The sequence below is a fragment of the Micromonospora sp. NPDC049497 genome, from assembly GCF_044465805.1.
Lineage (GTDB): Bacteria > Actinomycetota > Actinomycetes > Mycobacteriales > Micromonosporaceae > Micromonospora.
This window is the reverse complement of record NZ_JBITMC010000010.1, coordinates 127,025-152,259: the sequence shown is the minus strand read 5'-3', so window position 1 is coordinate 152,259 and position 25,235 is coordinate 127,025. Positions and strand designations below refer to the sequence as shown.

Below are 25,235 nucleotides of genomic sequence, written 5' to 3'. Positions count from 1 at the left end.
CTCGTCAACGAGGGGCCGGTCGCACAGTGACGGCCAGTCGACAGTGACCCACGTCACTTGGCACTCGCGGTCCTCACGTCGGCCGCCCGGCGACCGTGCGGGCCGGCGCGAGTGGGATCATTGTGGGGTGAGCAGCTCCGATGTCGTCCGCTTCCGGCACAACCAGGCGATCCTCGTCGCGGCGGTCATCGCCTTCATCGGCGCCCTGCCGCTGGCGAACGCCCGGTGGTACCTGGCGCCCGTGCTCCTCGTCCCGCTCGCCGTCGGCGTGTGGGCCTGGCGGGCCGGCACCGACGCAGACGCGCGTGAGCTGCGCATCCGGGCGCTCGCCGGGCAGCGCCGGATCGGCTGGGACCACGTCGTCGAGCTGGCCACCGATCCGCGCGGCCGGGCGGTCGCCCTCCTCGACGACGGGCAGCAGGTGCTGCTTCCGGCCGTCCGCGGCGCCGACCTCCCCCGGCTGGTGTCGTCCACCGGCCAGTCCCTGCCCGGCCGGACCGACTGACCCGCCACCGCCCCCGCACGCCACCGGGGCGCGACCGCTCAGTAGCCGTCCACCACCGCATTGGTCAGCGGCTCCCCCGCGGCGAACCGCCGGACCTGCTCGCCCACCAACCGGTACGCCCGGGGCAGCAGACCACGCACCGAGCCGGCGACGTGCGGGGTGAGCAGCACGTTCGGCATCGTCCACAACGGATGGTCGGACGGCAGCGGCTCGGGATCGGTGACGTCCAGCGCCGCCGAGATCCGACCGGTCCGCAACTCGGTCACCAGCGCGTCGGTCTCGGCGACCGGCCCCCGCGCGGCGTTGACCAGCAACGCGCCGTCCCGCATCGCGGCGAGGAAACCCGCGTCCACCAGGCCCCGGGTCTGCCCGGTCAGCGGCACCAGCAGCACCACGACGTCCGCCTCGGGCAGCAGGGCGGGCAGCTCCCCCACGCCGTGCACGCCCTGCTCGGGTCGGGGCGTCCGGGCGACCAGCGTGAAACTCACCCCGAACGGCGCCAGCCGGGACCGCACCGCCGTACCGATCGACCCCGCGCCGACGATGAGCACCCGCTTGCCCTCGACCTCGTCGGTGGGCGCCACCTCGTCGTACGCCCACTCGCGCCGGGCCTGCGCGCGGACCAGCGTGGGGAAGCCGCGCAGCTGGGCGAGGATCGCGGTCACCACCCACTCCGCCGTCGACGGGTCGTGCACACCGCGCGCGTCGCAGAGGGTGACCCCGTCCGGGACGCGGCCGGCCCAGGCGTCCGCGCCGGCGGAGAGGAGTTGCACCACCTCCAGGTCGGGCAGCTCGTGCACCAGGGCGGTGGCGTCCGCGCCGGCCAGGAACGGCGGCACCCAGAACCGGACGCCGGCCGGGGCCGAGGGGAGCCGTGCCGGGTCCTCGACCACCTCCACGGTGACGCCCGGGGGCAGGTCACCGAGCAGGTCCGGGCCGGTCGGGTGGGGGATCCATACCTTCACGCCCGCCGACGATAGGCCCCGGGGCGCGTGGCCGCCCGGCCGGGGCGTACCGGGACACCCGACCGGGGAGGGTCGGACCAGGGCGTGATCAGGGTGACTCACCGCCCGACAGGTCATTCACGGTCCCGGGCGGGTATAACGAAGGATCGGAGCGCCGGTCGGCCTCCCCCCACCCGCAGACAGGTGCTCGATGACCGACGGCTCCCGCGACGACATCGCCCGGCGTGCCGGCGCGGACGGCGACCTTCCGCGTCCGGGGGCGGCGCTGCGGGACGCGGACCGGTTGCGAGCGCTCGCCGAGACCCGGCTGGACTCCACGCCGGACGAGGCCTTCGACCGGTTCGCCCGACTGGTCGGCGATCTGCTCGACGTCCCGGTCGCCCTGGTCTCCCTGGTCGACAGCGAACGGCAGTTCTTCCCCGGCGAGGTCGGCCTGCCGCAGCCCTGGGCGGAGCGGCGGGAGACCCCGCTCAGCCACTCCTTCTGCCAGCACGTGATCGACATCGCCGCCCCCATGGTGATCCCGGACGCCCGGCTTCATCCCCGGGTCCGGACCAACCTCGCCATACCCGACCTCGGCGTCGTCGCGTACGCCGGCATGCCCCTGACCGACCTCGACGGCCGGGTGCTCGGCTCGCTCTGCGCGATCGACAGCAAGCCCCGCGCGTGGACCCGTGACCAGTTGCGGACCCTCTCCGACCTGGCCGCCGCCTGCTCGTCGGAGCTGCGCCTACGCATCGCCCTGCAGGGCGCCGAGCAGGCCCGTCGGCGGGCCGAGGAGTCGCACGAGCGGCTGGAGCTGCTGGCCGGGCTGACCGAGACGCTGGCCGGAACGATGGACGTGCAGGTCGCCCTGCGCCACCTGGGCGCGACGATGGTGCCGCTGCTGGCCGACTGGTCCCTGGTGAGCGTCGTCGGACGGGACGGCCAGCCGAGGGACGTGGCGGCCGCCCACCGGGATCCCGCCCACACGGCGGACGTCACCCGCTTCGCCGAGCTGATGCGCACCCGCCTCGGCACCGCGTCGATCACGCGGGAGGTCCTGCGCACCGGTCGGCCGGTGCTGGTCAGCGCCGGCAGCCTCACCGACGTCACCCGCGGCACGATCGGGCCGGAGATGCCGGAGCTCGCCGCACGACTGGGCTTCACGTCGCACCTCACCGTGCCGATCACCGACGCCGGCCGCGGCCGGGTGCTGGGTGCGATCACGCTGGTCAACGGCGACGGGCGTCGCCCCTTCGACGACGGCGACCTGATCACCGCCCTCGACGTCGGCCGCCGGGCCGGCCAGGCGATCGGCAACAGCTGGATGTACGGCGAACAGCGGCACGTGGCCCACGTGCTCCAGCACAGCATGCTGCCCACGCTGCCCACCGCCGAGGGGCTGGAGCTGGCCGCCCGCTACCAGCCGGTGGCCGACCGGGTCGAGGTCGGCGGCGACTGGTACGACGCCTTCCGCCAGCCGAACGGCGACCTGATCGCCGCGATCGGCGACGTCGCCGGTCACGACATCGAGGCCGCCGCGATCATGGGGCAGCTGCGCAACCTGGTACGGGGCAACGCGTACGGCCGGCCGGACGCGGTGGGCGAGCTGATGACGCACCTGGACGACGTGATCCGCGGGCTGCGGATCCCGGCCGCCGCCACCGCCACCCTGGTCCGGCTGCGCGCCGACGGGGCCGGCGGCCAGGAGGTGAGCTGGTGCAACGCCGGGCACCCGCCACCACTGGTGGTCCGGGCCGGCGGCGACGTCGAGGTCGTCAGCGCCCGCCCGGAGCCGCTGCTCGGCCTGGCCCGTCCGGTGTGCCGCACCACCCAGCGGGCCACCCTCGCCGCGGGCGACACCCTGCTGCTGTTCACCGACGGTCTGGTCGAGCGGCGGGACCGCACCATCGACGAGGGCATGACGGAACTCGTCGAGCGGCTCGCCGGCACGGAGAAGCTGCCGCTGGACGAGCTCTGCGACACCCTCCTCGGCGCGGCCCACCGCCGGGAGGACGACATCGCCCTGCTCGCCGTTCGGGCGCGCTGAGCGCAGAGGCCCGGACACCGGCCGCGGCGGACTACCCTGAGCCGGGTGAGCGCCCGTCCCCCGTACCTCCGTGTCCGCCGTCTCCGGTCGGCCCTCGCGGCCTCCTGCGCGACGTTGCTGCTGGCCACCGCCGGGTGCAGTTTCGGCGAGCCGGCCCCGGACCCGGCCGGTGAACCGCCGACCTTCCCCACCCCTTCGGCCAGCGCCAGCGCCGACGGCACCGGTCCGGAGGTCGTCACGACCGTGCTGGCCAAGGGCCTGCGGGTGCCGTGGGGAATCGCCTTCCTGCCCGACGGCGCGGCGCTGGTCACCGAGCGGGACAGCGGCCGCATCCTCCAGGTCGGCCCCGGGTCGGGGCCGGACGGGCTGACCGTACGCCCGGTGCAGACCATCGGAGACGTGGCGGCGGCCGGTGAGGGCGGCCTGCTGGGCATCGCCGTGTCCCCCGCCTACCAGCGGGACCGGACGGTCTTCGTGTACTACACCGCCGAGCGCGACAACCGCATCGCCAAGCTCCGCCTCGGCGAGCCGCCCACCCCGATCCTGACCGGCATCCCCAAGGCGGGCATCCACAACGGCGGCGGCCTGGCCTTCGGCCCGGACGGCCAGCTCTACGCCAGCACGGGCGACGCGGGAGACCGGGCCGCGTCGCAGGACGTCAAGCGCCTCGGCGGCAAGATCCTGCGGATCACCCCGGCCGGGAAGCCGGCGCCGGGCAACCCGTTCCGCAACTCCCCCGTCTGGTCGCTCGGGCACCGCAACGTGCAGGGCATGGCCTGGGACGCCGGCAAGCGCATGTACGCGGTGGAGTTCGGCCAGAACACCTGGGACGAGATCAACCAGGTCACCAAGGGAAAGAACTACGGCTGGCCGCAGGTCGAGGGCCGCTCCGACGACGCTCGCTTCATCAACCCGGTCACCCAGTGGCCGACCTCGGACGCGTCCTGCTCGGGCCTCGCCGCGGCGGACCGGCTGCTGGTCACGGCCTGTCTGCGGGGCAAGCGGCTGTGGCTGGTCGAGTTGACGGCCACCGGCACGGTACTGGGGCAGCCCCGGGAACTGCTGACCGGTCGCTTCGGCCGGCTCCGCGCGGTCGCCGCCGCGCCGGACGGGTCGCTGTGGGTGAGCACCTCCAACCACGACGGGCGGGGTGATCCGGCTCCGGAGGACGACCGGCTGTTGCGCCTGGTCTTCTCCGGCGGCGGCGCCGGACGGAGCTGACGACACCCCTCAGTCAGGTTTGCCAAGATCCTCTACCGGGCAGGTCGGTTTCACATGAATGGGCAGGACAACGAGCAGCGCGGTACCGGCCGGCGGCGGGCGCTGCGCGCCACCGGGGTGACCCTGGCGGTCCTCGTGGTCGCGCTGGCCGGCGTGGTGATCGGGGTACTGGCCGGTGGTCGGGTCAGCACGGACATCGGGCCGTTCCAGGCGGACCTGACGGTGGTGCCGGCGATCTCCGGCGGCACCACCGTCGACGTCCCGCCGCTCGGCGCACTGCTGCTCGACAGCCACGACGGGCCCACCCACCTGACCGTGGAGCTGGGCGCGCTGGACCAGAGCCGCACGGAGGCGCTGCTGGACGACCCGGCGAGCATCAGCCGGGCCAGCCAGTCCGCCGTCGACGACGTCCGCGGGGGCGTCATGCGGCTCGGGCTGCGTACCGTCGCCTCGGCCGTGCTGGTCACCCTGCTGCTGGCCCTGCTGGTCTTCCGGGACACCCGCCGCGCGGCCTGGGCGGGCAGCCTCGCCCTGGTGGTCACGGCCGGCAGCCTCGGCGTCGCCGCGGCCAGCCTCCGGCCGCAGTCGATCGAGGAGCCCCGCTACGAGGGGCTGCTGGTCAACGCGCCCGCGATCGTCGGTGACGCCCGCCGGATCGCCAACGACTACACGCGCTACGCCGAGCAGCTCCAGCGCATCGTGGGCAACGTCAGCCAGCTCTACACCACAGTGTCCTCGCTGCCCGTCTACGAGCCGGACCCGGACACCACGCGGGTCCTGCACGTCTCCGACATGCACCTCAACCCGACCGGCTGGCAGTTGATCCGCACGATCGTGGAGCAGTTCAACATCGACGTCGTCATCGACACGGGCGACATCACCGACTGGGGCAGCGAGCCGGAGGCGTCCTACGTCGGCTCGATCGGCCTGCTCCGGAAGCCGTACGTCTACATCCGGGGCAACCACGACTCCGGCCGGACGGCCGCGGCCGTCGCACGGCAGCCGAACGCGATCGTGCTGAACAACTCCACCACGTCGGTCGCCGGGCTGACCATCGCCGGCATCGGCGACCCTCGCTTCACGCCCGACAAGAGCACCTCACCGGCGGGCAGCGGCCTCACCAAGGAGACGGCCGACCAGCTCATCGGTGTCGGGGAGCAGTTGACCGCGACCGTACGCAGCTCGCCGACCCCGGTGAGCATCGCCCTGGTGCACGACCCCGCGTCGGCCGGCCCCCTGGCCGGCAACGTCCCGCTGGTGCTCGCCGGGCACACCCACAAGCGGGAGGTCTCGAAGCTGCCCAAAGTGCCCGGACGGTCGCCCACCCTGCTGATGGTGCAGGGCTCGACCGGGGGCGCCGGACTGCGCGGCCTCGAGGGCGAGGAGCCGACCCCGCTGTCGATGAGCGTGCTCTACTTCGACAAGGACAAGCTGCTCCAGGCGTACGACGACATCACCGTCGGGGGCACCGGCCAGGCCCAGGTGAACCTGGTACGGCGCGTGGTGGAGAACCCGAAGGCGGGCGCGCCCGCCCCGGTCACCCCGACCCCCACCCGCTGACGCGCTCCCGCCACCCCGGCCGGCGATCACCGTCGCGGTGGCGTGTGCCGCTAGCCGGTGGCACCGCAGTACACGCACTCGTTCCGCTCGGACCAGTCCTTGCGGTCCAGGGTGCCCGGGTCGATCGCCCGGTGACCGAAGTGCCCGCGTACCGCCATCCGGAACCTCCACAGCGCCTCCGCGAACCGGTGGTACGCCTCGTGTCCCGCGGGACTGCGGACGTCCTCACCGGCGCGGATCAACCGCTGCATGTCGACCAGCCGGTGGAAGGCGTCCTCACCCACCACCACGAGCTCCGGTGTGCCGGACATCAGCAACCGCTCACGTTCCTGGTACGCCCCGGACTCGCTCATCGCCCGGGTCGTCGCGGCGCGGTCACCGGCGGCCGTCCCCCGCAGCATGCTGTGCGCCGCGCCCAGGGCGAGGGCGAAGTCGATGCAGGTGCGCCACCGTTCGAGATCCCGGTCCCGGTCCCGGGTGTCCCGGCCTCGCCGCAGGTCGACCAGGAAGCTGCCGGAGAGCGCGATGAGGGCACCCGCCCCCGTGCTGAGCAACGGCATCCAGTCCATGCGGCACATGGTGCCATCCGCGGCACAGCACCATGATCGAGAGGGTGACGGGGTGGGGGTCAGCGGAGGGCGAGGGCGGCCAGGGCGGCGTTGACGATGCTGCCGGGCATCAGGTCGTGCAGCTCGTACAGCTCCCGGACGCTGCCGGACTGGCCGAACTCGTCCACCCCCAGCGGCACCGCCGGCGCACCCACGGCCGACCCGAGCCACGCCATCGCGTGTGAGGCCGCGTCGTGCACCGTCACCACCGGCACCCGGTCCGCGAAGGCGGCCCGCAGGGCGCCCGGCACGCTGGGCACCGTCGCCGTGCGTACGCCCTGGCGCAGCGTGCGCTGCCAGGCCCGGTAGAGCCGGTCCAGGCTGGTCACGTCCACCACGTGCGCGGCGACGCCCTCCTCGGCGAGCTCCGCCGCCGCGGCGAGCACCTCGGGCAGCACCGCGCCGGAGGCGGCGAGCTGCACGACCGGGGCGTCGGCCAGGTGCGGATACGCCTGGTGCGCGTCCACCAGCCGGTACGCCCCGGCGACCACCTGCCGGCGCAGCACGGCGTCACCGATCCGGGCCCGGGCCGCCTCGAAGGGCGCCTGGTCGACCGGGCGGGTGCTGAGCCGGAAGTAGTACGCCCCGTCCTCGGCCGGCGCCGCCGTCGCCGCCGGAGCGGAACCGCCGGCGATCTGGCCGAGGGCGTCACACAGCAACCAGTCCAGGCTGCCGGCGTACGCGGGCTCGACGAACGTCACACCGGGCAGCTCCAGACCGACCGAGGCGGTGATCGTCGACTGGTGGGCGCCGCCCTCCGGGGCGAGGGTGACGCCGGACGGCGTGCCGGCCACCACGAACCGGGAGCCGGAGTAGGTGCCGTAGAGGAACGCGTCCAGCCCCCGCAGCACGAACGGGTCGTAGACCGTGCCGACCGGCAGCAGCGGCTGCCCCGACAGGTCCCAGGACAGGCCGAGCTGACCGAGCAGCAGGAACAGGTTCATCTCGGAGATGCCCAGCTCGATGTGCTGCCCGGCGGGGCTCTCCGTCCAGCGCAGCATCCGGTCCTCCGACCAGGAGCGCTGCTCGGTGGGGGCGAACACCCCGGTCTTGTTGATGAACCCGGCGAGGTTGGTGGAGGTGGCCACGTCCGGCGCGGTGGTCACCAGGTAGGGCGCCACCTGCGGATCCCGGGCCAGGTCCACGAGCACCCGACCGAACACCTCCTGGGTGGAGACGGGCTTGTTCGCGCGTACTTTCGTGGTCTCCGGGACCGTGACCCCCAGCGCACGCTCGCGCGGCGTGCGGGACAACGCCTCCCGGCGTGCGCCGGCCCGGACGCCGGCCTCCGACGCCGGGTCGAGACGGTCCCACTCGGTCTCGGCGGTGAGCCCCTGGGCCGTCCGCAGGGCGTCGATCTGCTCGGTGGACAGCAGCGCCGAGTGGTTGCGCGGATTGCCGGCGATGGGCAGACCCCACCCCTTGACGGTGTACGCGAAGACGACGCTGGGCCGGTCGGTGACCGCGTCGCACTGGGCGTACGCGTCGAGCATGGCCGCCAGGTCGTGCCCGCCCAGGTCGGTGACGAGCGGGCCCAGCTCGTCGTCTCCGATGTCCGCGATGAACTCCGCGATCCCGGCCGGCGCGCCGTCGAGGAACTGCTTGCGCAGGGCCGGGCCGGCGAGCCCGAACAGCGACTGGTACTGCTCGTTCGGCATCGCGTCGATCCAGTCGCGCAGCGCCTCGCCGCCCGGCCGGGCGTACGCCTCGGCGAGCTTGCGGCCGTACTTGACCTCGACCACGTGCCAGCCGGCGGCCTCGAACTGGCCGCGCCACTGGTTGATCCGGATGCCGGGCACCACCCGGTCGAGGGACTGGCGGTTGAAGTCCACCAGCCACATCACGTTGCCCAGCCCGGTGGTGGCCGGGTCGGCGACCGCCTCCCAGATGTTGCCCTCGTCCAGCTCCGCGTCGCCGATCAGCGCGACGAACCGGGAGTGCGGACGCGCGCCGAAGTGCGCGTCGACGTAGCGGCGGGTGACCGCCGCGAACAGCGGCGCCGCGGCGCCGAGCCCGACCGAGCCGGTGGAGAAGTCCACCTCGTCCGGGTCCTTGGTACGCGACGGGTACGACTGGAGGCCACCTCGGGCGCGCAGCTTCGTCAGGTACGACCGGTCCAGGTTGCCGAGCAGGTACTGGATCGCGTGGAACACCGGCGACGCGTGCGGCTTCACCGCGACCCGGTCCTCGGCGTCGAGGTGCGCGAACCACAGCGCGGTCATCGCGGTCACCAGCGAGGCGCTGGACGCCTGGTGGCCGCCGACCTTCACCCCGTCCCCGGTGTCCCGGTCGTGGTTGGCGGCATCCACGATCCGGCTGGCGAGCCAGAGCACACGCCGCTGGATCTCGTCGAGGACGTCGAGGTCGTTGTGGTTCACGGTGACTCCATCCGGGCGTCGCCGTTGACGCCCTCGCGAGGGGTGCGGGGGGTGGGGCGTTAGGAAGGGCCCCTTCCCATGCACCAGGCGTTAAGAAGGGGCCCTTCCTTGCACATCAGACGCCGAGGCGCTCCAGGATCAGCTCGCGGACGGTCTTCGCGTCGGCCTGGCCACGGGTGGTCTTCATGACCGCGCCGACCAGCGCGCCGGCCGCGGCGACCTTACCGCTGCGGATCTTGTCGGCGATGCCAGGGTTCGCGGCGATCGCCTCGTCGACGGCGGCGGTCAGCGCGCCCGTGTCGGAGACCACCTCCAGGCCCCGGTTGGTCATGATCTCGGTCGGCGAGCCCTCACCGGCCACCACGCCCTCCAGCACCGTCCGGGCCAGCTTGTCGTTGAGCTTGCCCGCGTCGACCAGGCTCTGGAGCTCGGCGACCTGCTTCGGGCTGGCCCCGATGTCGGCCAGCTCCACGCCGGTCTCGTTGGCCCGGCGGGACAGCTCGCCGAGCCACCACTTGCGGGCGGCGGCCGGGGTGGCGCCGGCGGCGACGGTGGCCTCGATCAGCTCGACCGCACCGGCGTTGAGCACGGACTGCATGTCCGCCTCGGACAGGCCCCACTGCTCCTGGAGGCGGCGCCGGTGCAGCCGGGGAAGCTCCGGCAGGGCGGCCTTCAGCTCGGCGACCCAGGTGGCGTCCGGCGCGAGGGGCACCAGGTCCGGCTCCGGGAAGTACCGGTAGTCGGTCGCGGTCTCCTTGGAGCGGCCGGGCCGGGTGTCCCCGGTGTCCTCCTGGAAGTGCCGGGTCTCCTGGGTGATCCGGCCGCCCGCGTCGAGCACCGACGCCTGACGCAGGATCTCCGAACGGACGGCCCGCTCCACCGAACGCAGCGAGTTGACGTTCTTGGTCTCGGTGCGGGTGCCCCACTCCTCGCCGGGCAGGTTGAGGGAGGTGTTCACGTCGCAGCGCAGCGACCCCTCCTCCATCCGTACGTCGGAGACGCCCAGCGAGCGGATCACGTCCCGCAGCTCGGTGACGTACGCCTTGGCGACCTCGGGTGCGAGCGCCCCGGTGCCGGGGACCGGCTTGGTGACGATCTCGACCAGGGGGATGCCGGCCCGGTTGTAGTCGACCAGCGACTCGGTCGCGCCGTGGATCCGACCGGTGGCGCCGCCCACGTGCAGCGTCTTGCCGGTGTCCTCCTCCAGGTGCACCCGCTCGATGCCGATGCGGACCAGCTCGCCGTTCACCTCGACGTCCAGGTAGCCGTCGACGCAGAGCGGCTCGTCGTACTGGCTGATCTGGAAGTTCTTCGGCATGTCCGGGTAGAAGTAGTTCTTCCGGGCGAACCGGCACCACTCCGCGATGGAGCAGTTCAGCGCGAGGCCGATCCGGATCGTCGCCTCGATGGCCGCCTTGTTGGCCACCGGCAGCGAGCCGGGCAGGCCGAGGCAGACCGGGCACACCCGGGTGTTGGGCTCGCCGCCGAAGTCGGTCGGGCAGCCGCAGAACATCTTGGTGTTCGTGCCCAGCTCGACGTGGGTCTCCAGGCCGATCACCGGTTCGTAGCGCGCGACGACCTCGTCGTACGCGGGCAGTGTCGTCGTCATTTGAGCTCCTGCCTCACAGTGCCGGTGGGGTGAACGTGCCGACGGCGCTCTCCAGCCCGGCGGCGACCCGGTACATCCGGTCGTCGGCCATCGTCGGCGCCATCACCTGGAGGCCGACCGGCAGCCCGTCGGAGAGCCCGCACGGCACCGAGATGCCGGGCCCGCCGTACAGGTTCGTCGGGATGGTGTACAGGTCGGCCAGGTACATCTGGTACGGGTCGGACGTACGCGCCCCGATCGGGAACGCCACGAACGGCGTGGTCGGCGAGATCAGCGCGTCGACCTGCTCGAACGCCGCGGTGAAGTCCCGCGTGATCAGGGTGCGGACCTTCTGCGCCTGCCCGTAGTAGGCGTCGTAGTACCCGGACGACAGCGCGTACGTGCCGATCATGATCCGGCGCTTGACCTCGGCGCCGAAGCCGGCCTCGCGGGTCAGCGACATGACCTCCTCCAGCGACCGGTTGCCGTCGTCGCCGACCCGCAGGCCGAACCGGACGCCGTCGAACCGGGCCAGGTTGGAGGAGCACTCGCTGGGCGCGATCAGGTAGTACGCCGGCAGGGCGTACGTGAAGTTCGGGCACGACACCTCGACGATCTCCGCACCCAGCTTCGCCAGCGCGTCGACGGCCTCGCGGAACGCGGCCATCACGCCGGGGTCGCCGCCCTCGCCGGCGAACTCGGTGACGATGCCGAGCTTCACGCCGGTCAGGTCACCGGACGCGCCACGCCGCGCGGCGGCCACCACGTCCGGCACCGGGGCCGGGATGGAGGTGGAGTCCCGCGGGTCGTGCCCGCCGATCGCCTCGTGCAGCAGGGCGGCGTCCAGCACCGTACGCGCGCACGGGCCGGGGGTGTCCAGGGAGGACGAGAACGCCACCAGGCCGTAGCGGGACGTGCCGCCGTACGTCGGCTTCGCGCCGACGGTGCCGGTGACGGCGCCCGGCTGCCGGATCGAGCCGCCGGTGTCCGAGCCGATCGCCAGCGGCGCCTCGTACGCGGCCAGAGCCGCCGCGCTGCCGCCGCCGGAACCGCCCGGGATCCGTTCCAGGTCCCAGGGGTTGTGGGTCGGGCCGTACGCGGAGTACTCCGTGGAGGAGCCCATCGCGAACTCGTCCATGTTGGTCTTGCCGAGCATCACCGTGCCGGCCGCACGCAGCCGCTGCACGATCGTCGAGTCGTACGGCGGGCGCCAGCCCTCCAGGATCTTCGACCCGACGGTGGTCGGCACGCCCTTGGTGGTCAGCACGTCCTTCACCGCCACCGGCACGCCGGCCAGCGGGCCCAGCTCCTCGCCGGCGGCCCGGCGGGCGTCCACGTCGCGGGCGGAGGCCAGCGCGCCCTCGGTGTCGACGTGCAGGAAGGCGTGCACCCGGTCGTCGACCGCGGCGATGCGGTCCAGGTGGGCCTGGGTGACCTCGACCGCGCTGGTCTCACCCTTCGCCACCAGGCCCGCGATCTCGACGGCGCTGAGCTTGGTCAGGTCGGTGCTCACGATGCCACATCCTCGTCCAGGATCCGCGGGACGCGGAACCGCTGCTCCTCGGCGTCGGGCGCACCCGACAGGGCCTCCTCGGGGGTCAGGCACGGCGTCACGACGTCCTCGCGGAGCACGTTGGTCAGCGGCACCGAGTGGGAGGTCGGCGGGATGTCCGCCGCGGCGACCTCACCCACCTGGGCGACCGCCTGGAGGATCACGTCCAGCTGGCCGGCGAAGGTGTCCAGCTCCTCCTCCGTCACGGCGAGCCGCGACAGTCGCGCCAGGTGCGCGACCTCCTCGCGGGAGATGGCGGCCATCGGTGCCCCCTTCGTGGCTGTCCTGCTGCGTCTGTACGCCGACCGCGCGGGTGGTGCGTGACGCGCGGTGACCGGTGCGAGTCTATTGTTCCGCCCCGCCTGTCCCGGTAGCGGGTCAGCGGGCGTGCCGGCGGGGGATCTCGGCGTCCGGGTCGGCGGTGGGGCGCACCGGCCGGTAACGCGCCAGCCAGGCGACCAGCTCGTCGGCCGGCATCGGGCGGGCGTAGAACCAGCCCTGGGCGGCGTCGCACCCGGCCGCGTGCAGCATCCGCCAGGTCCGCTCGTCCTCGACGCCCTCGGCGACCACGCGCAGCCCGAGCGCCCCGGCGAGCCCGATCGTCGACGTGACGATCGCCGCGTCGTCGGCGTCGTCGGCCATCCCCAGTACGAACGACCGGTCCACCTTCACCTCGGACAGCGGCAGCCGGCGCAGGTGCTGCAACGACGAGTAGCCGGTGCCGAAGTCGTCCAGCGCGATGCCCACCCCGATCCGGTGCAGGCGGGAGATCGTGGCCAGCACCCGGCGCGGGTCGGCCATCAGCGCGCCCTCGGTGATCTCCAGTTGCAGACGCTGCGGCGGTACCCCGTGGCGGGCGAGCCGGTCGGCGATCTGGTCGGCGATCTCGCCGGTGTGCAGGTCCCGCACGCTGACGTTGAGCGCCGCCCGCAGGGTGATCCCGGCGGCCGACCACCGCGCCAGCTGCGCCACCACGTCGTCGACCACCCGCCGGGTCAGCAGCCGCATCACCGCGCTCTGCTCGGCGACCCGGATCAGCTCCTCCGGGTCGACCATCCCCCGGCGCGGGTGCCGCCAGCGCAGCAACGCCTCGACGCCGACCACCTCACCGGTGGCGATGGCGATCTGCGGCTGGTAGTACATCGTGATCTCGCCCGCGCCGGCGGCCGGGTCGACGTCGGTCCCGCGCCGGCCGGCGCCGGTGGCGGTGGCGTCGGCCGGGCCGGCTCCGTTGGCGTTGACGTTGGCCGGACCGGCTCCGTTGGCGTCGGCCGGGCCGGCTCCGTTGGCGTTGACGTTGGCCGGACCGGCGCCTTTCGCGGTGTCGGCCGAGTGCGGCGCGGAACCGGGGCCCGCCGCGGTGTCCTCGGCGTGCGCGCCGCGACCGCTCGTCGTGGCGGCCCGGCCGTTCGGGACGTCCTCCGCGGCGCGCGCCGAACGGCGGCGGATGGGATCGGCGGCGGTGACGATGTGGTTGATCAGCTCGTCGGTGTGGACCAGGTCCGTCGGCTGGCGGCGGCGCCACCGTCGCCACCGGCCGGCCCCGCCGGTGCGGCTGTCCACCGCGGTGGCCGGCAGCTCCGCCCCGTCCGAGCCGCGCACCTCGCCCGGCCCGCCCCCCGGCAGCACCGATCCGGCGGTGAACCCCGCCAGGTCCGACGCCGTCTCGGCACCTCCCGGAGCGGGCCCGACGGTGGAGGGGCCGGACTCCAGGACCCGGCGCAGGTCGGCCAGCAGGCCGAGCCGCTCGGCGGAGTTGTGGTCGGACTCGGCCGCGTACACGGCCACCGTGTCGTTGCGGTGCTTCGCGTCGTACATCGCCACGTCGGCGTGGCGCATCAGGGTGGCGAAGTCCTCGCCGTGGTCGGGGAAGAGCGCCACACCGATCGAGCCGCCGACGTCCAGCGGCAGCCCGTCCAGCGGGACCGGCTCGGCCAGCGCGGCGACCACCCGGTCGGCGAGGTCCCGCGCCTCCCCCGCGTCGGTGAGCCGGGGCATCACGATGGCGAACTCGTCCCCGCCCAGCCGGGCCACCATGTCCCCGCCGACGGCCTCGGTCAGCCGCGCGCTCACCTCGACCAGCAGCCGGTCCCCCACCGCGTGGCCGAGGGCGTCGTTGACGTGCTTGAACCGGTCCAGGTCGAGCAGGAGCAGGGCCAGCCGGGAGTCCGGCTCACCCCGGGCGGCGCGTTCGGCGTGCAGGTGGACCTGCTCCCCGACCTCCGCCAGCAGGGCCTTGCGGTTGGGCAGGCCGGTGAGCGGGTCGAGGGAGGCGAGTTGCTGCTGCTCGACGCTGAGCCGGGCCATCCGGTAGACGGCGAACAGCGGCACCAGCACCAGCGGGATCAGCGCCGCGCTGGCCCGGGCCGCGGTGACCAGCACCGGGGCGAGCAGGAGCAGCGAGCCGGTGGAGAGCAGCTCGAACCCGAGCCCCTGCCGCAGGCCGGGCCACCAGCGGTCACCGAACCGCAACCGGACGGCGGCGCTCACCAGCCCGTAGTTGACGAGGAACCAGGCCAGCGTGGCGGCACCCACGACGGCCACGTCCGTCCAGCGCAGTCGCCCGCCGTCGAAGACGCTGCCCGCCCCGAGCAGCGTGACCGCGTACGCGGCGCCGAGCGCACAGGCGTACTGCCCGGCGTTGAAGGCGGTCCGCCAGGGGGCGTAACCCATGCGCCAGCCCGACACCACCACCGCCACCGCCTGGACGGCGACCGCCGGACCCAGGCCCCAGCCCAACAGGATCGCGAAGGTGAAGCAGGTGGAGGGGAAGACCGCCGAGGACTGCCGCCGGCCGGGCGGGACGAACGGGCGGGCGTCGCAGGCGACCGCCAGCACCGCCATGGTCCAGAAGGCGGCGGGTAGCTCGTCGAGCCGACCGGGCAGCGTCAGCAGCGGATCGGCCGAGACGAGAACGGCCACCCCGAGGACCGCCGCCACGAAGGCGGAGAACCGCGCCGTCACCTCCGGTGGAACGGAGTTGCGCGGATCGGCGGTCTCCATTCACACCTCCGCAGACGACGACCGGAGTGTCCCGCACACACCGTGCCCCTATGAAACGCCCTCGGCGTCGAGTTTCCCGGTATGACAGTCACGAATCGGTCGTAGTCGTAATTAAGTTGGTATACGCGCGCAAGATCCCTGCGGGTGGTCAGCCCTCGACGCGGGCGACCTCGCGGGCGGCGTCCGGGCCGGCATCGAGCAGCACACGGAACCCGTCCTCGTCGAGCATCGGCACCTTGAGGCCGGCCGCCTTGTCGGCCTTGGAGCCAGGGTTGTCGCCGATCACCACGAAGCCGGTCTTCTTGGAGACCGACCCGCTCACCTTGCCGCCCCGGCTCTGGATCGCCTCGGCGGCCTGGTCGCGGGAGAACCCGGCGAGCGTGCCGGTCACCACCACGGTCACCCCCTCCAGGGGGCGCGGGCCCTCGTCGACCACCTCCTCCGACATGCGTACGCCCGCGTCGGCCCACTTGCGGACGACCTCGCGGTGCCAGTCGACGGCGAACCACTCGCGGATGCTCGCCGCGATCGTCGGGCCGACACCGTCCACGGAGGACAGCTCCTCCTCGCTCGCCCGGTCGATCGCCTCGACGGAGCGGAAGTGCCGGGCCAGCGCCTGCGCGGCGGTGGGGCCCACGTGCCGGATGGAGAGCGCGACGAGCACCCGCCACAGGTCGCGCTCCTTGGCCACGGCGAGGTTGTCCAGCAGCTTGACCGCGTTGCTGCCGAGGCTGCCGTCCTTGTTCACGAAGAACGGCGAGCGGGACAGCTGCTCGGCGTCCAGGGTGAACAGGTCCCCCTCGTCCTGGATGACCTCCGCGTCGAGCAGGGCGGCGGCACCCTTGTAACCGAGCACCTCGATGTCGAACGCGCCCCGGCCGGCGAGGTGGAAGACCCGCTCACGTAGCTGCGCCGAGCAGCTGCGGGCGTTGGGGCAGCGGATGTCGACGTCGCCCTCCTTGGCCGGCGCGAGCGGCGTGCCGCAGGCCGGGCAGGTGGTCGGCATGACGAAGGGGCGCGCGTCGGCCGGGCGCAGCTCGACCACCGGCCCGAGCACCTCGGGGATCACGTCGCCGGCCTTGCGGATCACCACCGTGTCACCGATCAGCACGCCCTTGCGTGCCACCTCCTGCGCGTTGTGCAGGGTGGCCAGGGCGACCGTCGACCCGGCCACCCGGACCGGCTCCAGGACCGCGAACGGGGTGACCCGACCGGTGCGCCCGACGTTGACGTCGATGTCGAGCAGCTTGGTGTTGACCTCCTCCGGCGGGTACTTGAAGGCGATCGCCCAGCGTGGCGCCCGGCTGGTCGACCCGAGGCGGCCCTGGATGGAGACCGGGTCGACCTTCACCACAACCCCGTCGATCTCGTGCTCCACGTCGTGCCGGTGTGTGCCGTAGTAGGCGATGTAGTCGGCGACACCGGCCAGGTCGGGCACCACCCGCCACCGGTCGCTGGTGGGCAGCCCCCACGCCTTCAACGCCGCGTACGACTCGGACTGGGCGCTCGGCCGGAAGCCGCGACGGGCGCCGATGCCGTGCACGACCAGGCGCAGCGGCCGGGACGCGGTGATCCGGGGGTCCTTCTGCCGCAGGCTTCCCGCGGCGGCGTTGCGCGGGTTGGCGAACGGCGCCTTGCCCTGCTCGACCAGGCCGGCGTTGAGGTCGGCGAACGCCGCGACCGGGAAGTAGATCTCGCCCCGCACCTCGATGAACTCCGGCACGTCGGGGAACTCGGTCGACGGGGTGAGCTCCCCCGGCACGTCGCGGATGCTGCGGACGTTGGCGGTCACGTCCTCACCGGTGCGGCCGTCGCCCCGGGTCGCGGCGCGCACCAGCCGCCCCTTTTCATAGGTCAGGTTGATGGCGAGGCCGTCGACCTTCAGCTCGCAGAGGTAGGGCACCGGACCGCCGGCGTCCCGCTCGACCCGCTCGGCCCACGCGGCCAGCTCCTCGTCGGCGAAGGCGTTGTCGAGCGACATCATCCGCTCGGCGTGGGCGACCGGCGTGAAGTCGGTGGAGAAGCTCCCGCCGACCCGCTGGGTCGGTGAGCCGGGCGTACGCAGCGCCGGGAACTCCGCCTCCAGCGCCTCCAGCTCGCGCAACTGCCTGTCGAACTCGGCGTCGGAAACGGTCGGCGCGTCGAGGACGTAGTAGCGGTACTGGTGCTCGGTCAGCTCCTGGCTGAGCACGGCGTGCCGCTCCCGGGCCTCCGGGGTCGGCTCGGTGCCCGCCGCCGCCTCCTGTGCCGCGCTGACCTGCTGGCCGACAACTTCCTCGGACACCGCTTGGGACCTCCCGTTTCTTCGCTACCCGGCACCGTATCGGTCCGGTGGGACACTTCGCCGGTCACCCGCCACGCCCGAGCGGCGAACCGGCCGTTGACGTGCGAGGATCGCCCGACGGCGGCCGGGGTCGCCGCCCGACGCGACGGAGGTACCGATGCCCGAATGGCTGCTCTGGGCGGTGGCGGTGGTGCTGGCGGTGGCCGCCGGCTGGGCGTGGAACGACTGGCGGCGTCGCTCGGCCGGCCGCCGGCCGGCCGGGCGTACCGGCAAGCCGGGAGGCGCCCGCCCCGGCGCGAAGGGGCGCGGTCGTACCCGGTCCACCGCGCCACCGCGCCCGCGTACCGGCCAGGCCGCGCCCGCCGGCGCGCCCGCCGCGGGTGAGATCTGGTGGGCCGACGTCCCGTACGCCGACGGCAGCGGCTCGAAGGTGCGGCCCTGCCTGGTGCTGCGGGTCGACCCGCGGGGCGCCGACGTCCTGAAGATCACCAGTCAGGACAAGAGCGACCGGGACGACCACGTGCGCATCCCGACCCGCGAGTGGGACCCGGACGCCGACCACGACAGCTTCGTCAACCTGGGCGAGCCCGTCCACATCCCCCTGGCCGACTTCTCCAACCACGTCGGCACCTGCGAGCCCGCCCTCTGGCGCGAGATCCGCCGTCTCCCCCACCTCCGCACCGCCTGACCCGGCCCGCCCCGACCCCTCCCCGCCATGTTGATCAAGGGGTTTGCGCCACTTTGAAGATCAACCTTGACGCGAACCCCTTGATCAACGCCCGCAGGGCCGGGGGGGTCAGTCCCAGGTGTTGGAGAGGGTGGCGAGCTGGGCGGCGTACTCGATGCGGGTCGCCCACTCCGCCGGCCAGGCGGGCATGCCGTGCGCCGCGCCGACGAAGGCCCCGGCCAGGGCGGCGATCGAGTCGGAGTCGCCGGCGGTCGTGGCGGCGCGGGCCAGGGCGGTCACCGGGTCGTCGGCGTGCCGGACGGCGCAGTACAACGCCGTGGCCAGCGCCTCCTCCGCGATCCAGCCCTCGCCGGTGTGCCGGCACGGGTCGCCGCCGTCGTCGGGGCGGGACAGCGCGGCCTCGAGCCGGGCGAGCACGTCGAGGCACTCGTCCCAGCCCCGGGCGACGAAGTCCTCCGGCGTGGACGCCCCGGGCCGCTCCCACAGGTCGCCGAGCCAGTCCGCGCGGTAGACCCGACGCTGGTCGCGCGCCCGGTCCGTCAGCAGCCCGGGAACCTCCGCCAGGGCCGCACCGTCGCGCACCAGCCGCACCGCGTACGCGGTCAGCTCGCTGGCCGCCAGGCCGGTCGGGTGACCGTGGGTCAGGCCGGCCTGGAGCTGGGCGAGCCCGGCGAGGGTGTCCAGGTCGACGTCGACCAGGCCCACCGGGGTGACGCGCATGTTCGCCCCGCAGCCCTTGGAGCCGGCGACCGTCGCCTCCTGCCAGCGCAGCCCCCGGCCCAGCTCGGCGCAGGCGCGCAGGCAGGTCATGCCCGGGGCGCGGTTGTTGTCCGGGCTGACCGCCCAGTCGAGGAACCGCTGCCGCAGCAGCGGCTCGACCACCTCGGGGGCGAGCACCGGCGCCTCGTGCAGCGCCCAGGCGACCGCGAGCGCCATCTGCGTGTCGTCGGTGACCAGTGCCGGATCGCCGGTGAGGTCGCGCGGGCCGGCCGGGCCGTACCGCCGGACGATCTCGGCGACGGTCAGGAACTCGGTGTCCTTGCCGAGGGCGTCACCGTAGGCGAGGCCGAACAGCGAGCCGGCGGCCCGCCGGAGCGAGGTGTCGATCATGCCCCGGATCATGCCGCCCGCCCGCAACCGCCGAAACCCCGGCCGGCCCGCGCGTCCCGTCCACCCCGGGCCGGAGCGGCTACGCGACGAATCAGTCGACGTCGAAGACCAGACAGAACGGGTGACCGGCCGGGTCGGCGTAGACCCGGAAGTCCGCACCCCCACCGGGCAGCCGGCGGGCGCCCAGCGTCAGCACCTGCTTCTCGGCGGTCTCGACGTCGTCCACCTCGACGTCGAGATGGAACTGCTGGGGCACGCCCGGCTCGGGCCAGGTCGGCGGGCGGAGGGTGGGCGCCTTCTGGAAGGCGAGGCGGTGGCCGGAGCCGGAGATCACCACCCAGTCGTCGCCGCTGGTCCCCTCGGCGTCCAACGGCAGGCCGAGCACCTCGGAGTAGAACGTGGCGAGGGCCCGCGGGTCGGGGCAATCGATCACCACGGAACGCAGGTGTCCAATCATGCCGGCAATCCTGCCCCGCCCGTACGACAGGAAACCTCACGCCTCGGCGAGCCGCCGGCCGGCGTCCCGACACGCGGCGAGCACCGCCCGCGCGTACGGCTCGGTGGCGTTGGCGAGCCCGCAGGACGGGGTCACCACGACCTGCTCGGCCAGTTGCCGGAGCGGGAAGCCGAGCCGGTCCCAGATCCGGCGTACCCGGTCGGCGACCTCGGCCGACGTCGGCGGGCGACCGGCGGACGGTGGCCGGGTCGGCGCGGCGCCGGCCAGCAGCCCCAGCCCCGCGTCGATGGCCTCCCCCAGCGGGTCCAGGTCGGTGATCAGTTCCAGGTCGAGGGCCACCCCGACGGCGCCGGCCGACCGGATCAGGTCCAGCGGCACGTCCGGCGCACAGCAGTGCACGACCACCGGCACGCCGGCCGCGTCGACAACGGTCCGGAGCAGCGAACGGGCGAGGTCCGACTCCACCGGCCGGTAGACGCCCAGGCCGCTCTCGGTCGGCACCCGTCCGGCCAGCACCGTCGGCAGCGACGGCTCGTCGACCTGCAGCAGGACCGACGCCCGGGGCAGCCGGCGACGGACCGCCGCGACGTGCTCGCGTACGCCCTCGGCGAGCGAACCGGTCAGGTCCCGCACCGCGCCCGGGTCACGCAGCATCCGGCCGCCGATCGGCAGTTCCAGCGAGCCGGCCAGCGTGAACGGGCCGCCGACCTGGATCTTCACCGGACCGGCGAACTGCTCGGCCTGCTCGGCGAGCTGGTCGAGGTCCCGTTCCATGAGGTCACGGGCGCGGCGCAGGTCCCGGCCGGGACGGAGGGCGACACGCCAGCGGCCCGCGTACACCTCGACGGGCAGCTCGACCAGCAGCCCGGCGGTGCGGCCGACCAGGTCGGCGCCGGGACCCCGCGCGGGCAGCTCCGGCAGGTGCGGCAGCGTGGGCAGCTCACCGAGGACGACCCGCTGCGCCTCCGCGATGTCGGTGCCGGGCAGCGAACCGATGCCGGTCGCCGCGCCGGCCGGCCACGGCCACGCCTGATCTGTCACGGCCGAAGACTATCGGGTACGGCGCCCCGGTCAGGCGGCGATGGTCGCCGAGCCGAGCACTACGTCGCCGGCGGGATCCGGCCGGTACGCGACGACGGCCTGGCCGGCGGCGACCCCCCGGACGGGACGGCGCAGCTCGGCGGTCAGGCCGTCGGCGGTCAGCTCGACCGTCGCCGGCACCACGTCACCGTGTGCCCGCAGCTGCACCTCGCACTCCAGCGGGGCGTCCGGGCGGGCACCGCCGGTCCACACCGGACGCTCGGCGCGGACCCGGGAGACCTCCAGCGCGTCGGCCGGGCCGACGGTCACCGTGTTGGTCTTCGGCGTGATGGAGAGCACGTACCGGGGGCGGCCGTCCGGTGCCGGCCGGTCCAGGTGCAGGCCGCGCCGCTGGCCGACGGTGTACGCGTACGCCCCGCGGTGGCTGCCCACCACCGCGCCGGTGGTCGCGTCGACCACGTCACCGGGGGCCTCGCCGAGTCGCCGGGCGAGGAAGCCGCGGGTGTCGCCGTCGGCGATGAAGCAGATGTCGTGCGAGTCGGGCTTGTCGGCGACGGCCAGGCCGCGCCGGGCGGCCTCCTCGCGCACGTCGGCCTTGGTCGAGTCGCCCAGGGGGAAGATCGACCGGTCCAGCTGCGCGCGGGTGAGGACGGCGAGGACGTACGACTGGTCCTTGGCGAGGTCGACGCTGCGCCGCAGCAGGCCGTCCGGGCCGAGCCGGGCGTGGTGGCCGGTGACCACGGCGTCGAAGCCCAGGGCCACGGCCCGGTCCAGCACCGCGGCGAACTTGATCTTCTCGTTGCAGCGCAGGCACGGATTGGGCGTACGACCGGCCGCGTACTCGGCGACGAAGTCGTCCACCACGTCGGCGTGGAAACGCTCGGCCATGTCCCAGACGTAGAACGGGATGCCGATGACGTCGGCGGCCCGGCGGGCGTCCCGCGAGTCCTCCAGCGTGCAGCAGCCGCGCGCACCGGTGCGGTACGTCTGCGGGTTGCGCGCGAGCGCCAGGTGCACGCCGGTCACGTCGTGCCCCGCCTCCACGGCCCGCGCCGCGGCCACGGCGGAGTCCACGCCGCCCGACATCGCCGCCAACACCCTCACCGACACACCTCCCACGTCACCCCGTCGAGCCTATCCCCGCCCACCGCCCGACCACCCCACCCGTCCCGCCCCTGCGACCCACCCCACCCCGGCCCCCACCCCGGCCCCCACCCCTCGCCCCTCACCCCGCCCCCGCGATCTTGCACTTTCTGCCGCGACATAAGACACAAAAGCCGCGAAGGAGCGACCGAAACTGCAAGATCGCGGCGGAAGGGAGGGGCGGGGGGCGCGAGGGGGGTGGGTCAGCGGGGGGTGCGGAGGGAGGCGGCTCGGCGGGCGCGTTCCACCGCGGCCGGTAGGGCCGCGATCAGGGCGTCGACGTCGGCGCCCGTACTGGTGTGGCCGAGGGTGAAGCGCAGCGAGGAGCGGGCCCGGTCGTCGTCGGCACCCATCGCCAGGAGCACGTGCGAGGGCTGCGCCACCCCCGCCGAGCAGGCCGAGCCGGTCGAGCAGGCGATGCCCTGCGCGTCCAACAGGAGCAGCAGCGCATCGCCCTCGCAGCCGGTGAAGGAGAAGTGCGCGTTGCCCGGCAGCCGCTCGGTGGGGTCGCCGTTGAAGATGACCTCGGGCACCGCCGCGCGGACCCGCTCGACCAGGTCGTCGCGGAGCGCGGCGACCCGGGCCGCGTACTCCTGCTGGCCCTTCACGACGGCCTCCACCGCCACCGCGAAGGCCACGATGCCGGCGGTGTCGAGAGTGCCCGAGCGGATGTCGCGTTCCTGGCCGCCGCCGTGCAGCAGCGGCGTGGCCGCCACGTCGCGGGCGAGCAGCAGTGCGCCCACGCCGGTCGGCCCGCCGAGCTTGTGCCCGGTGACGGTCAGCGCGGAGACCCCGCTGCCGGCGAAGTCGACCGGCACCTGCCCGACGGCCTGGATCGCGTCGGTGTGGAACGGCACGCCGTGCTCGGCGGCGACGGCCGCCAACTCGGCGACCGGCTGGAGGGTGCCGACCTCGTTGTTGGCCCACATGGTCGTCACCACGGCGACCCGTTCGCCGTCGGCGGCCAACTCGGCGCGCAGGTCGTCGGGGCTCACCCGGCCGGCGGCGTCGACCGGCAGCCAGCCGACCTCCGCGCCCTCGTGGCCGGTCAGCCAGTCCACCGCGTCCAGCACGGCGTGGTGCTCGACGGCGCTGGAGACCACCCGGGTACGGCGGACGTCGGCCGCGCGGCGGGCCCAGAAGATGCCCTTGACGGCGAGGTTGTCGCTCTCCGTGCCGCCCCCGGTGAAGATGACCTCGGAGGGCCGGGCCCCCAGCGCGGCGGCCACCCGCTCCCGCGACTCCTCCACCCGCCGCCGGGCACGACGGCCCGACGCGTGCAGGGAGGACGCGTTGCCGACCTCGCGAGCGGTGGCGACGTACGCCTCCAGTGCCTCGTCGAGCATCGGAGTGGTCGCCGCGTGATCCAGGTATGCCATCACGGTTCAGCCTAACGGCCGGGGTGCCGCCCACCGGACGCCGGAGCCGGGGCGGAAGCGTCTCCTCCCGCCCCGGCTCGGCGCGGCCACGTCAGCCGGCAGGTCAGGCAGCCGACGGGCGCGTCGGGAAACTCACGCCGGCACCGCGGTGACCACGATGTTGTCGCGGTACCTGCGGGCCTCGGCGTCGAACGGGCCACCACAGGTGATCAGGGTGAGACGGGGCTTGCCGTCCCGGGCGAAGTACCGCTCCAGCGGGATCTTCGTCTTCTGGTACTCCTCCCGGGCGACGACGCGGTACGTACGGGCCTTGCCGTCGCTGCCGGTCACCGTCATGGTGTCGCCCTGGTCGAGTTCCTTCAGCCGGAAGAACGCGCCCTTGCCCTGGGTGGCGCTGTCCACGTGACCGGCGATCACCACCGATCCGGTCTTCGCCTCCAGGCCGGGGCCGTAGCGGTACCAGCCGATCTGGTCGACGCTGGGCGGCACCTCGAACTCGTCGGTCCTCTGGTTGATCCCGACGGCGTTCACAGTGGCCGTGACGTCGATTCCCGGGATGACCAGCTTGGTCGGCGGCACGGTCTCCGCACCGCTGGGCAGGTCACCCTTGGTGACGGGGACCGCCGGACCGGCGGCGGTCGCGGTCGGGCTCGGGCTGGTGGTGGCGAGGTCCTCGGCCTCCTCCGACCCGACGTTCCCGGCCGGCTGGGAGCCGCACGCCACCAGCGCGGCAACGGTGAGCGCGGCAACGCCGGCGGCCATGGCCGCCAGCGCGCCGCGGTTGCGCACCGTCACTTGCGACCGGTCCGGGCGGTGGCCACCCGTGCCCCGCCGCCGACCAGCAGCAGCGCGCCGGCGCCGGCCAGCACGTACCACCAGGTGTCCACGCCGGTGCCGGCCTGGCCACCGTCACCGCTGGGCACACCGGCCGGAGCGGAGTGCAGACCGGTGATGGTCTGCGCCACGATGTCGAGGCTGTCCGCCTCGGCCGAGCCGATCGCGTAGACGATCGTGGCGGTGCCCTCCTTGAGGTTCAGGTCCGCCGGGCCGATCGCCACGGTGTCGGTGCCGGCGAGCACCACGTCCGCCTTCACGGTGCCGGCGTCGACGTCGCCCTTGGCCTCGTTCGGGTTGGTGAGGTCCTCGAAGACCGGGGTGCCACCGGCCCGCACGTCCACCGCCGGGGCGGCGGCCGTGTGCCGGACGATCAGTCGCGCCTTGCCGGCGTCGACCTTCGAGGTGTCGTTGACGAACGGCGTGATCTTCGGCTGTCCGCTGGCGTCCAGGTGGGCGGCGATGCTGATGTTCGCCCCACCCGGCACCTGCGCGTCGTCGACCTTGAGGATCGCGCTGCCGATCGCCTCGCCCGGCTTGGTCAGCGCGATGTCGTACGCGCCCTCCTCCAGGTCCAGCGGGCCCGCCACGTCGCCGGGCTTGAAGTCGCTGAGCGTCTTCTCGCCGTTGACGTACACGTCGACCGGGGTGTCCGGGATGCCGTGGACGACGGAGACCTTGGAGGTGGCGGCGTAGGCGGGAGTGGCGGTGAGGGCGCCGACCCCGACGAACGTCAGCGCGGCGACCGCGCCGCCCGCCGCGACCCGACGGAAGTTCGAGAGCTGCATGATGACTGCCTCCTGGTGATTGGTGCTGATTCGTCAGGCCTGGCTTGCAGAACGGGTTACGCCGGCTCCGCGCCGGCCGGATGCGGCCGAGGAACATTT

General features: G+C 73.8%; 20 protein-coding genes. 5 read left to right on the top strand and 15 right to left on the bottom strand.

Features of this window, described 5'->3' with window-relative positions:
• Positions 1–127: 127 nt before the first annotated feature.
• A complete protein-coding gene (locus ACIBR0_RS16320) occupies positions 128–505 on the top strand; it encodes a PH domain-containing protein (protein ID WP_396716317.1) in 378 nt (125 codons plus the stop codon).
• A 38-nt stretch (positions 506–543) separates the two neighbouring features.
• Here the strand turns inward: ACIBR0_RS16320 and ACIBR0_RS16315 are convergent, their stop codons facing one another.
• The gene (locus tag ACIBR0_RS16315; RefSeq protein WP_396716315.1) at positions 544–1,470 is read right to left on the bottom strand and encodes a 2-hydroxyacid dehydrogenase; all 927 of its coding nucleotides are present in this window, start codon (positions 1,468–1,470) and stop codon (positions 544–546) included.
• A 190-nt stretch (positions 1,471–1,660) separates the two neighbouring features.
• Here ACIBR0_RS16315 and ACIBR0_RS16310 point away from each other — a divergent pair, with 190 nt between their 5' ends.
• From ACIBR0_RS16310 to ACIBR0_RS16300, 3 genes are read left to right on the top strand one after another with little or no spacing between them, the layout of a single operon-like run.
• On the top strand, positions 1,661–3,502 hold the full coding sequence (locus tag ACIBR0_RS16310) for a SpoIIE family protein phosphatase (protein WP_396716313.1): 1,842 nt from the start codon (positions 1,661–1,663) through the stop codon (positions 3,500–3,502).
• Between the two features lie 45 nt (positions 3,503–3,547).
• Positions 3,548–4,723 (top strand): PQQ-dependent sugar dehydrogenase, encoded by a 1,176-nt coding sequence (locus tag ACIBR0_RS16305; RefSeq protein WP_396716311.1) that lies wholly within the window; start codon positions 3,548–3,550, stop codon positions 4,721–4,723.
• Between the two features lie 54 nt (positions 4,724–4,777).
• Complete coding sequence (locus tag ACIBR0_RS16300) at positions 4,778–6,283, top strand: metallophosphoesterase (protein ID WP_396716309.1); 1,506 nt, start codon at positions 4,778–4,780, stop codon at positions 6,281–6,283.
• Between the two features lie 50 nt (positions 6,284–6,333).
• On the opposite strand, the gene ACIBR0_RS16295 is transcribed toward ACIBR0_RS16300, so the two are convergent.
• The 7 genes from ACIBR0_RS16295 to ligA form a co-directional block, all read right to left on the bottom strand.
• Positions 6,334–6,852 carry a hypothetical protein gene (locus ACIBR0_RS16295; protein ID WP_396716307.1) on the bottom strand — a complete coding sequence of 173 codons (519 nt, stop codon included), beginning with the start codon at positions 6,850–6,852 and terminating at the stop codon, positions 6,334–6,336.
• 59 nt (positions 6,853–6,911) lie between these two features.
• A complete protein-coding gene (locus tag ACIBR0_RS16290; RefSeq protein ID WP_396716305.1) occupies positions 6,912–9,269 on the bottom strand; it encodes a transketolase-like TK C-terminal-containing protein in 2,358 nt (785 codons plus the stop codon).
• 115 nt (positions 9,270–9,384) lie between these two features.
• Positions 9,385–10,878 (bottom strand): Asp-tRNA(Asn)/Glu-tRNA(Gln) amidotransferase subunit GatB, encoded by a 1,494-nt coding sequence (gene gatB, locus ACIBR0_RS16285; protein WP_396716303.1) that lies wholly within the window; start codon positions 10,876–10,878, stop codon positions 9,385–9,387.
• A gap of 13 nt (positions 10,879–10,891) precedes the next feature.
• A complete protein-coding gene (gene gatA, locus ACIBR0_RS16280) occupies positions 10,892–12,370 on the bottom strand; it encodes an Asp-tRNA(Asn)/Glu-tRNA(Gln) amidotransferase subunit GatA (protein WP_396716301.1) in 1,479 nt (492 codons plus the stop codon).
• Positions 12,367–12,672: an Asp-tRNA(Asn)/Glu-tRNA(Gln) amidotransferase subunit GatC gene (gene gatC / locus ACIBR0_RS16275; RefSeq protein ID WP_088995614.1), complete on the bottom strand. Its 306-nt coding sequence runs from the start codon at positions 12,670–12,672 to the stop codon at positions 12,367–12,369. Before gatC ends, gatA begins: the two co-directional genes overlap by 4 nt.
• Positions 12,673–12,787: 115 nt before the next feature.
• Entirely contained in the window at positions 12,788–15,412 is a 2,625-nt protein-coding gene (locus ACIBR0_RS16270) for an EAL domain-containing protein (RefSeq protein ID WP_396716299.1), read from the bottom strand.
• A gap of 148 nt (positions 15,413–15,560) precedes the next feature.
• Positions 15,561–17,696, bottom strand: a complete 2,136-nt coding sequence (ligA, locus tag ACIBR0_RS16265; RefSeq protein WP_396716297.1) for an NAD-dependent DNA ligase LigA — start codon at positions 17,694–17,696, stop codon at positions 15,561–15,563.
• Between the two features lie 157 nt (positions 17,697–17,853).
• Between ligA and ACIBR0_RS16260 the strand changes: the two genes are divergently transcribed.
• On the top strand, positions 17,854–18,384 hold the full coding sequence (locus tag ACIBR0_RS16260) for a type II toxin-antitoxin system PemK/MazF family toxin (protein ID WP_396716295.1): 531 nt from the start codon (positions 17,854–17,856) through the stop codon (positions 18,382–18,384).
• Positions 18,385–18,492: 108 nt separating this feature from the next.
• On the opposite strand, the gene ACIBR0_RS16255 is transcribed toward ACIBR0_RS16260, so the two are convergent.
• The 7 genes from ACIBR0_RS16255 to ACIBR0_RS16225 form a co-directional block, all read right to left on the bottom strand.
• Positions 18,493–19,494 carry an ADP-ribosylglycohydrolase family protein gene (locus ACIBR0_RS16255; protein WP_396716293.1) on the bottom strand — a complete coding sequence of 334 codons (1,002 nt, stop codon included), beginning with the start codon at positions 19,492–19,494 and terminating at the stop codon, positions 18,493–18,495.
• 91 nt (positions 19,495–19,585) lie between these two features.
• Complete coding sequence (locus ACIBR0_RS16250; protein WP_396716291.1) at positions 19,586–19,951, bottom strand: VOC family protein; 366 nt, start codon at positions 19,949–19,951, stop codon at positions 19,586–19,588.
• A 36-nt stretch (positions 19,952–19,987) separates the two neighbouring features.
• A complete protein-coding gene (locus tag ACIBR0_RS16245; RefSeq protein ID WP_396716289.1) occupies positions 19,988–20,992 on the bottom strand; it encodes a methionine synthase in 1,005 nt (334 codons plus the stop codon).
• A 30-nt stretch (positions 20,993–21,022) separates the two neighbouring features.
• Complete coding sequence (gene mnmA / locus ACIBR0_RS16240) at positions 21,023–22,096, bottom strand: tRNA 2-thiouridine(34) synthase MnmA (protein ID WP_396716287.1); 1,074 nt, start codon at positions 22,094–22,096, stop codon at positions 21,023–21,025.
• Positions 22,097–22,338: 242 nt separating this feature from the next.
• Positions 22,339–23,514, bottom strand: a complete 1,176-nt coding sequence (locus ACIBR0_RS16235; protein ID WP_396716285.1) for a cysteine desulfurase family protein — start codon at positions 23,512–23,514, stop codon at positions 22,339–22,341.
• 132 nt (positions 23,515–23,646) lie between these two features.
• On the bottom strand, positions 23,647–24,309 hold the full coding sequence (locus ACIBR0_RS16230) for a class F sortase (protein WP_396716283.1): 663 nt from the start codon (positions 24,307–24,309) through the stop codon (positions 23,647–23,649).
• Complete coding sequence (locus tag ACIBR0_RS16225; RefSeq protein ID WP_396716281.1) at positions 24,306–25,136, bottom strand: DUF4397 domain-containing protein; 831 nt, start codon at positions 25,134–25,136, stop codon at positions 24,306–24,308. The genes ACIBR0_RS16230 and ACIBR0_RS16225 overlap by 4 nt, the downstream gene beginning before the upstream one ends.
• Between the last annotated feature and the right edge of the window lie 99 nt (positions 25,137–25,235).

Excerpts from the sequence above, each read along its gene's own strand:
- ACIBR0_RS16310 (WP_396716313.1), top strand. The coding sequence starts at position 1,661 with ATGACCGACGGCTCCCGCGACGACATCGCCCGGCGTGCCGGCGCGGAC.
- ACIBR0_RS16300 (WP_396716309.1), top strand. The coding sequence starts at position 4,778 with ATGAATGGGCAGGACAACGAGCAGCGCGGTACCGGCCGGCGGCGGGCG.
- ACIBR0_RS16295 (WP_396716307.1), bottom strand. The coding sequence starts at position 6,852 with ATGGACTGGATGCCGTTGCTCAGCACGGGGGCGGGTGCCCTCATCGCG.
- gatB (WP_396716303.1), bottom strand. The coding sequence starts at position 10,878 with ATGACGACGACACTGCCCGCGTACGACGAGGTCGTCGCGCGCTACGAA.
- gatC (WP_088995614.1), bottom strand. The coding sequence starts at position 12,672 with ATGGCCGCCATCTCCCGCGAGGAGGTCGCGCACCTGGCGCGACTGTCG.
- ACIBR0_RS16270 (WP_396716299.1), bottom strand. The coding sequence starts at position 15,412 with ATGGAGACCGCCGATCCGCGCAACTCCGTTCCACCGGAGGTGACGGCG.
- ACIBR0_RS16260 (WP_396716295.1), top strand. The coding sequence starts at position 17,854 with ATGCCCGAATGGCTGCTCTGGGCGGTGGCGGTGGTGCTGGCGGTGGCC.
- ACIBR0_RS16255 (WP_396716293.1), bottom strand. The coding sequence starts at position 19,494 with ATGATCGACACCTCGCTCCGGCGGGCCGCCGGCTCGCTGTTCGGCCTC.
- ACIBR0_RS16250 (WP_396716291.1), bottom strand. The coding sequence starts at position 19,951 with ATGATTGGACACCTGCGTTCCGTGGTGATCGATTGCCCCGACCCGCGG.
- ACIBR0_RS16235 (WP_396716285.1), bottom strand. The coding sequence starts at position 23,514 with ATGGCATACCTGGATCACGCGGCGACCACTCCGATGCTCGACGAGGCA.
- ACIBR0_RS16225 (WP_396716281.1), bottom strand. The coding sequence starts at position 25,136 with ATGCAGCTCTCGAACTTCCGTCGGGTCGCGGCGGGCGGCGCGGTCGCC.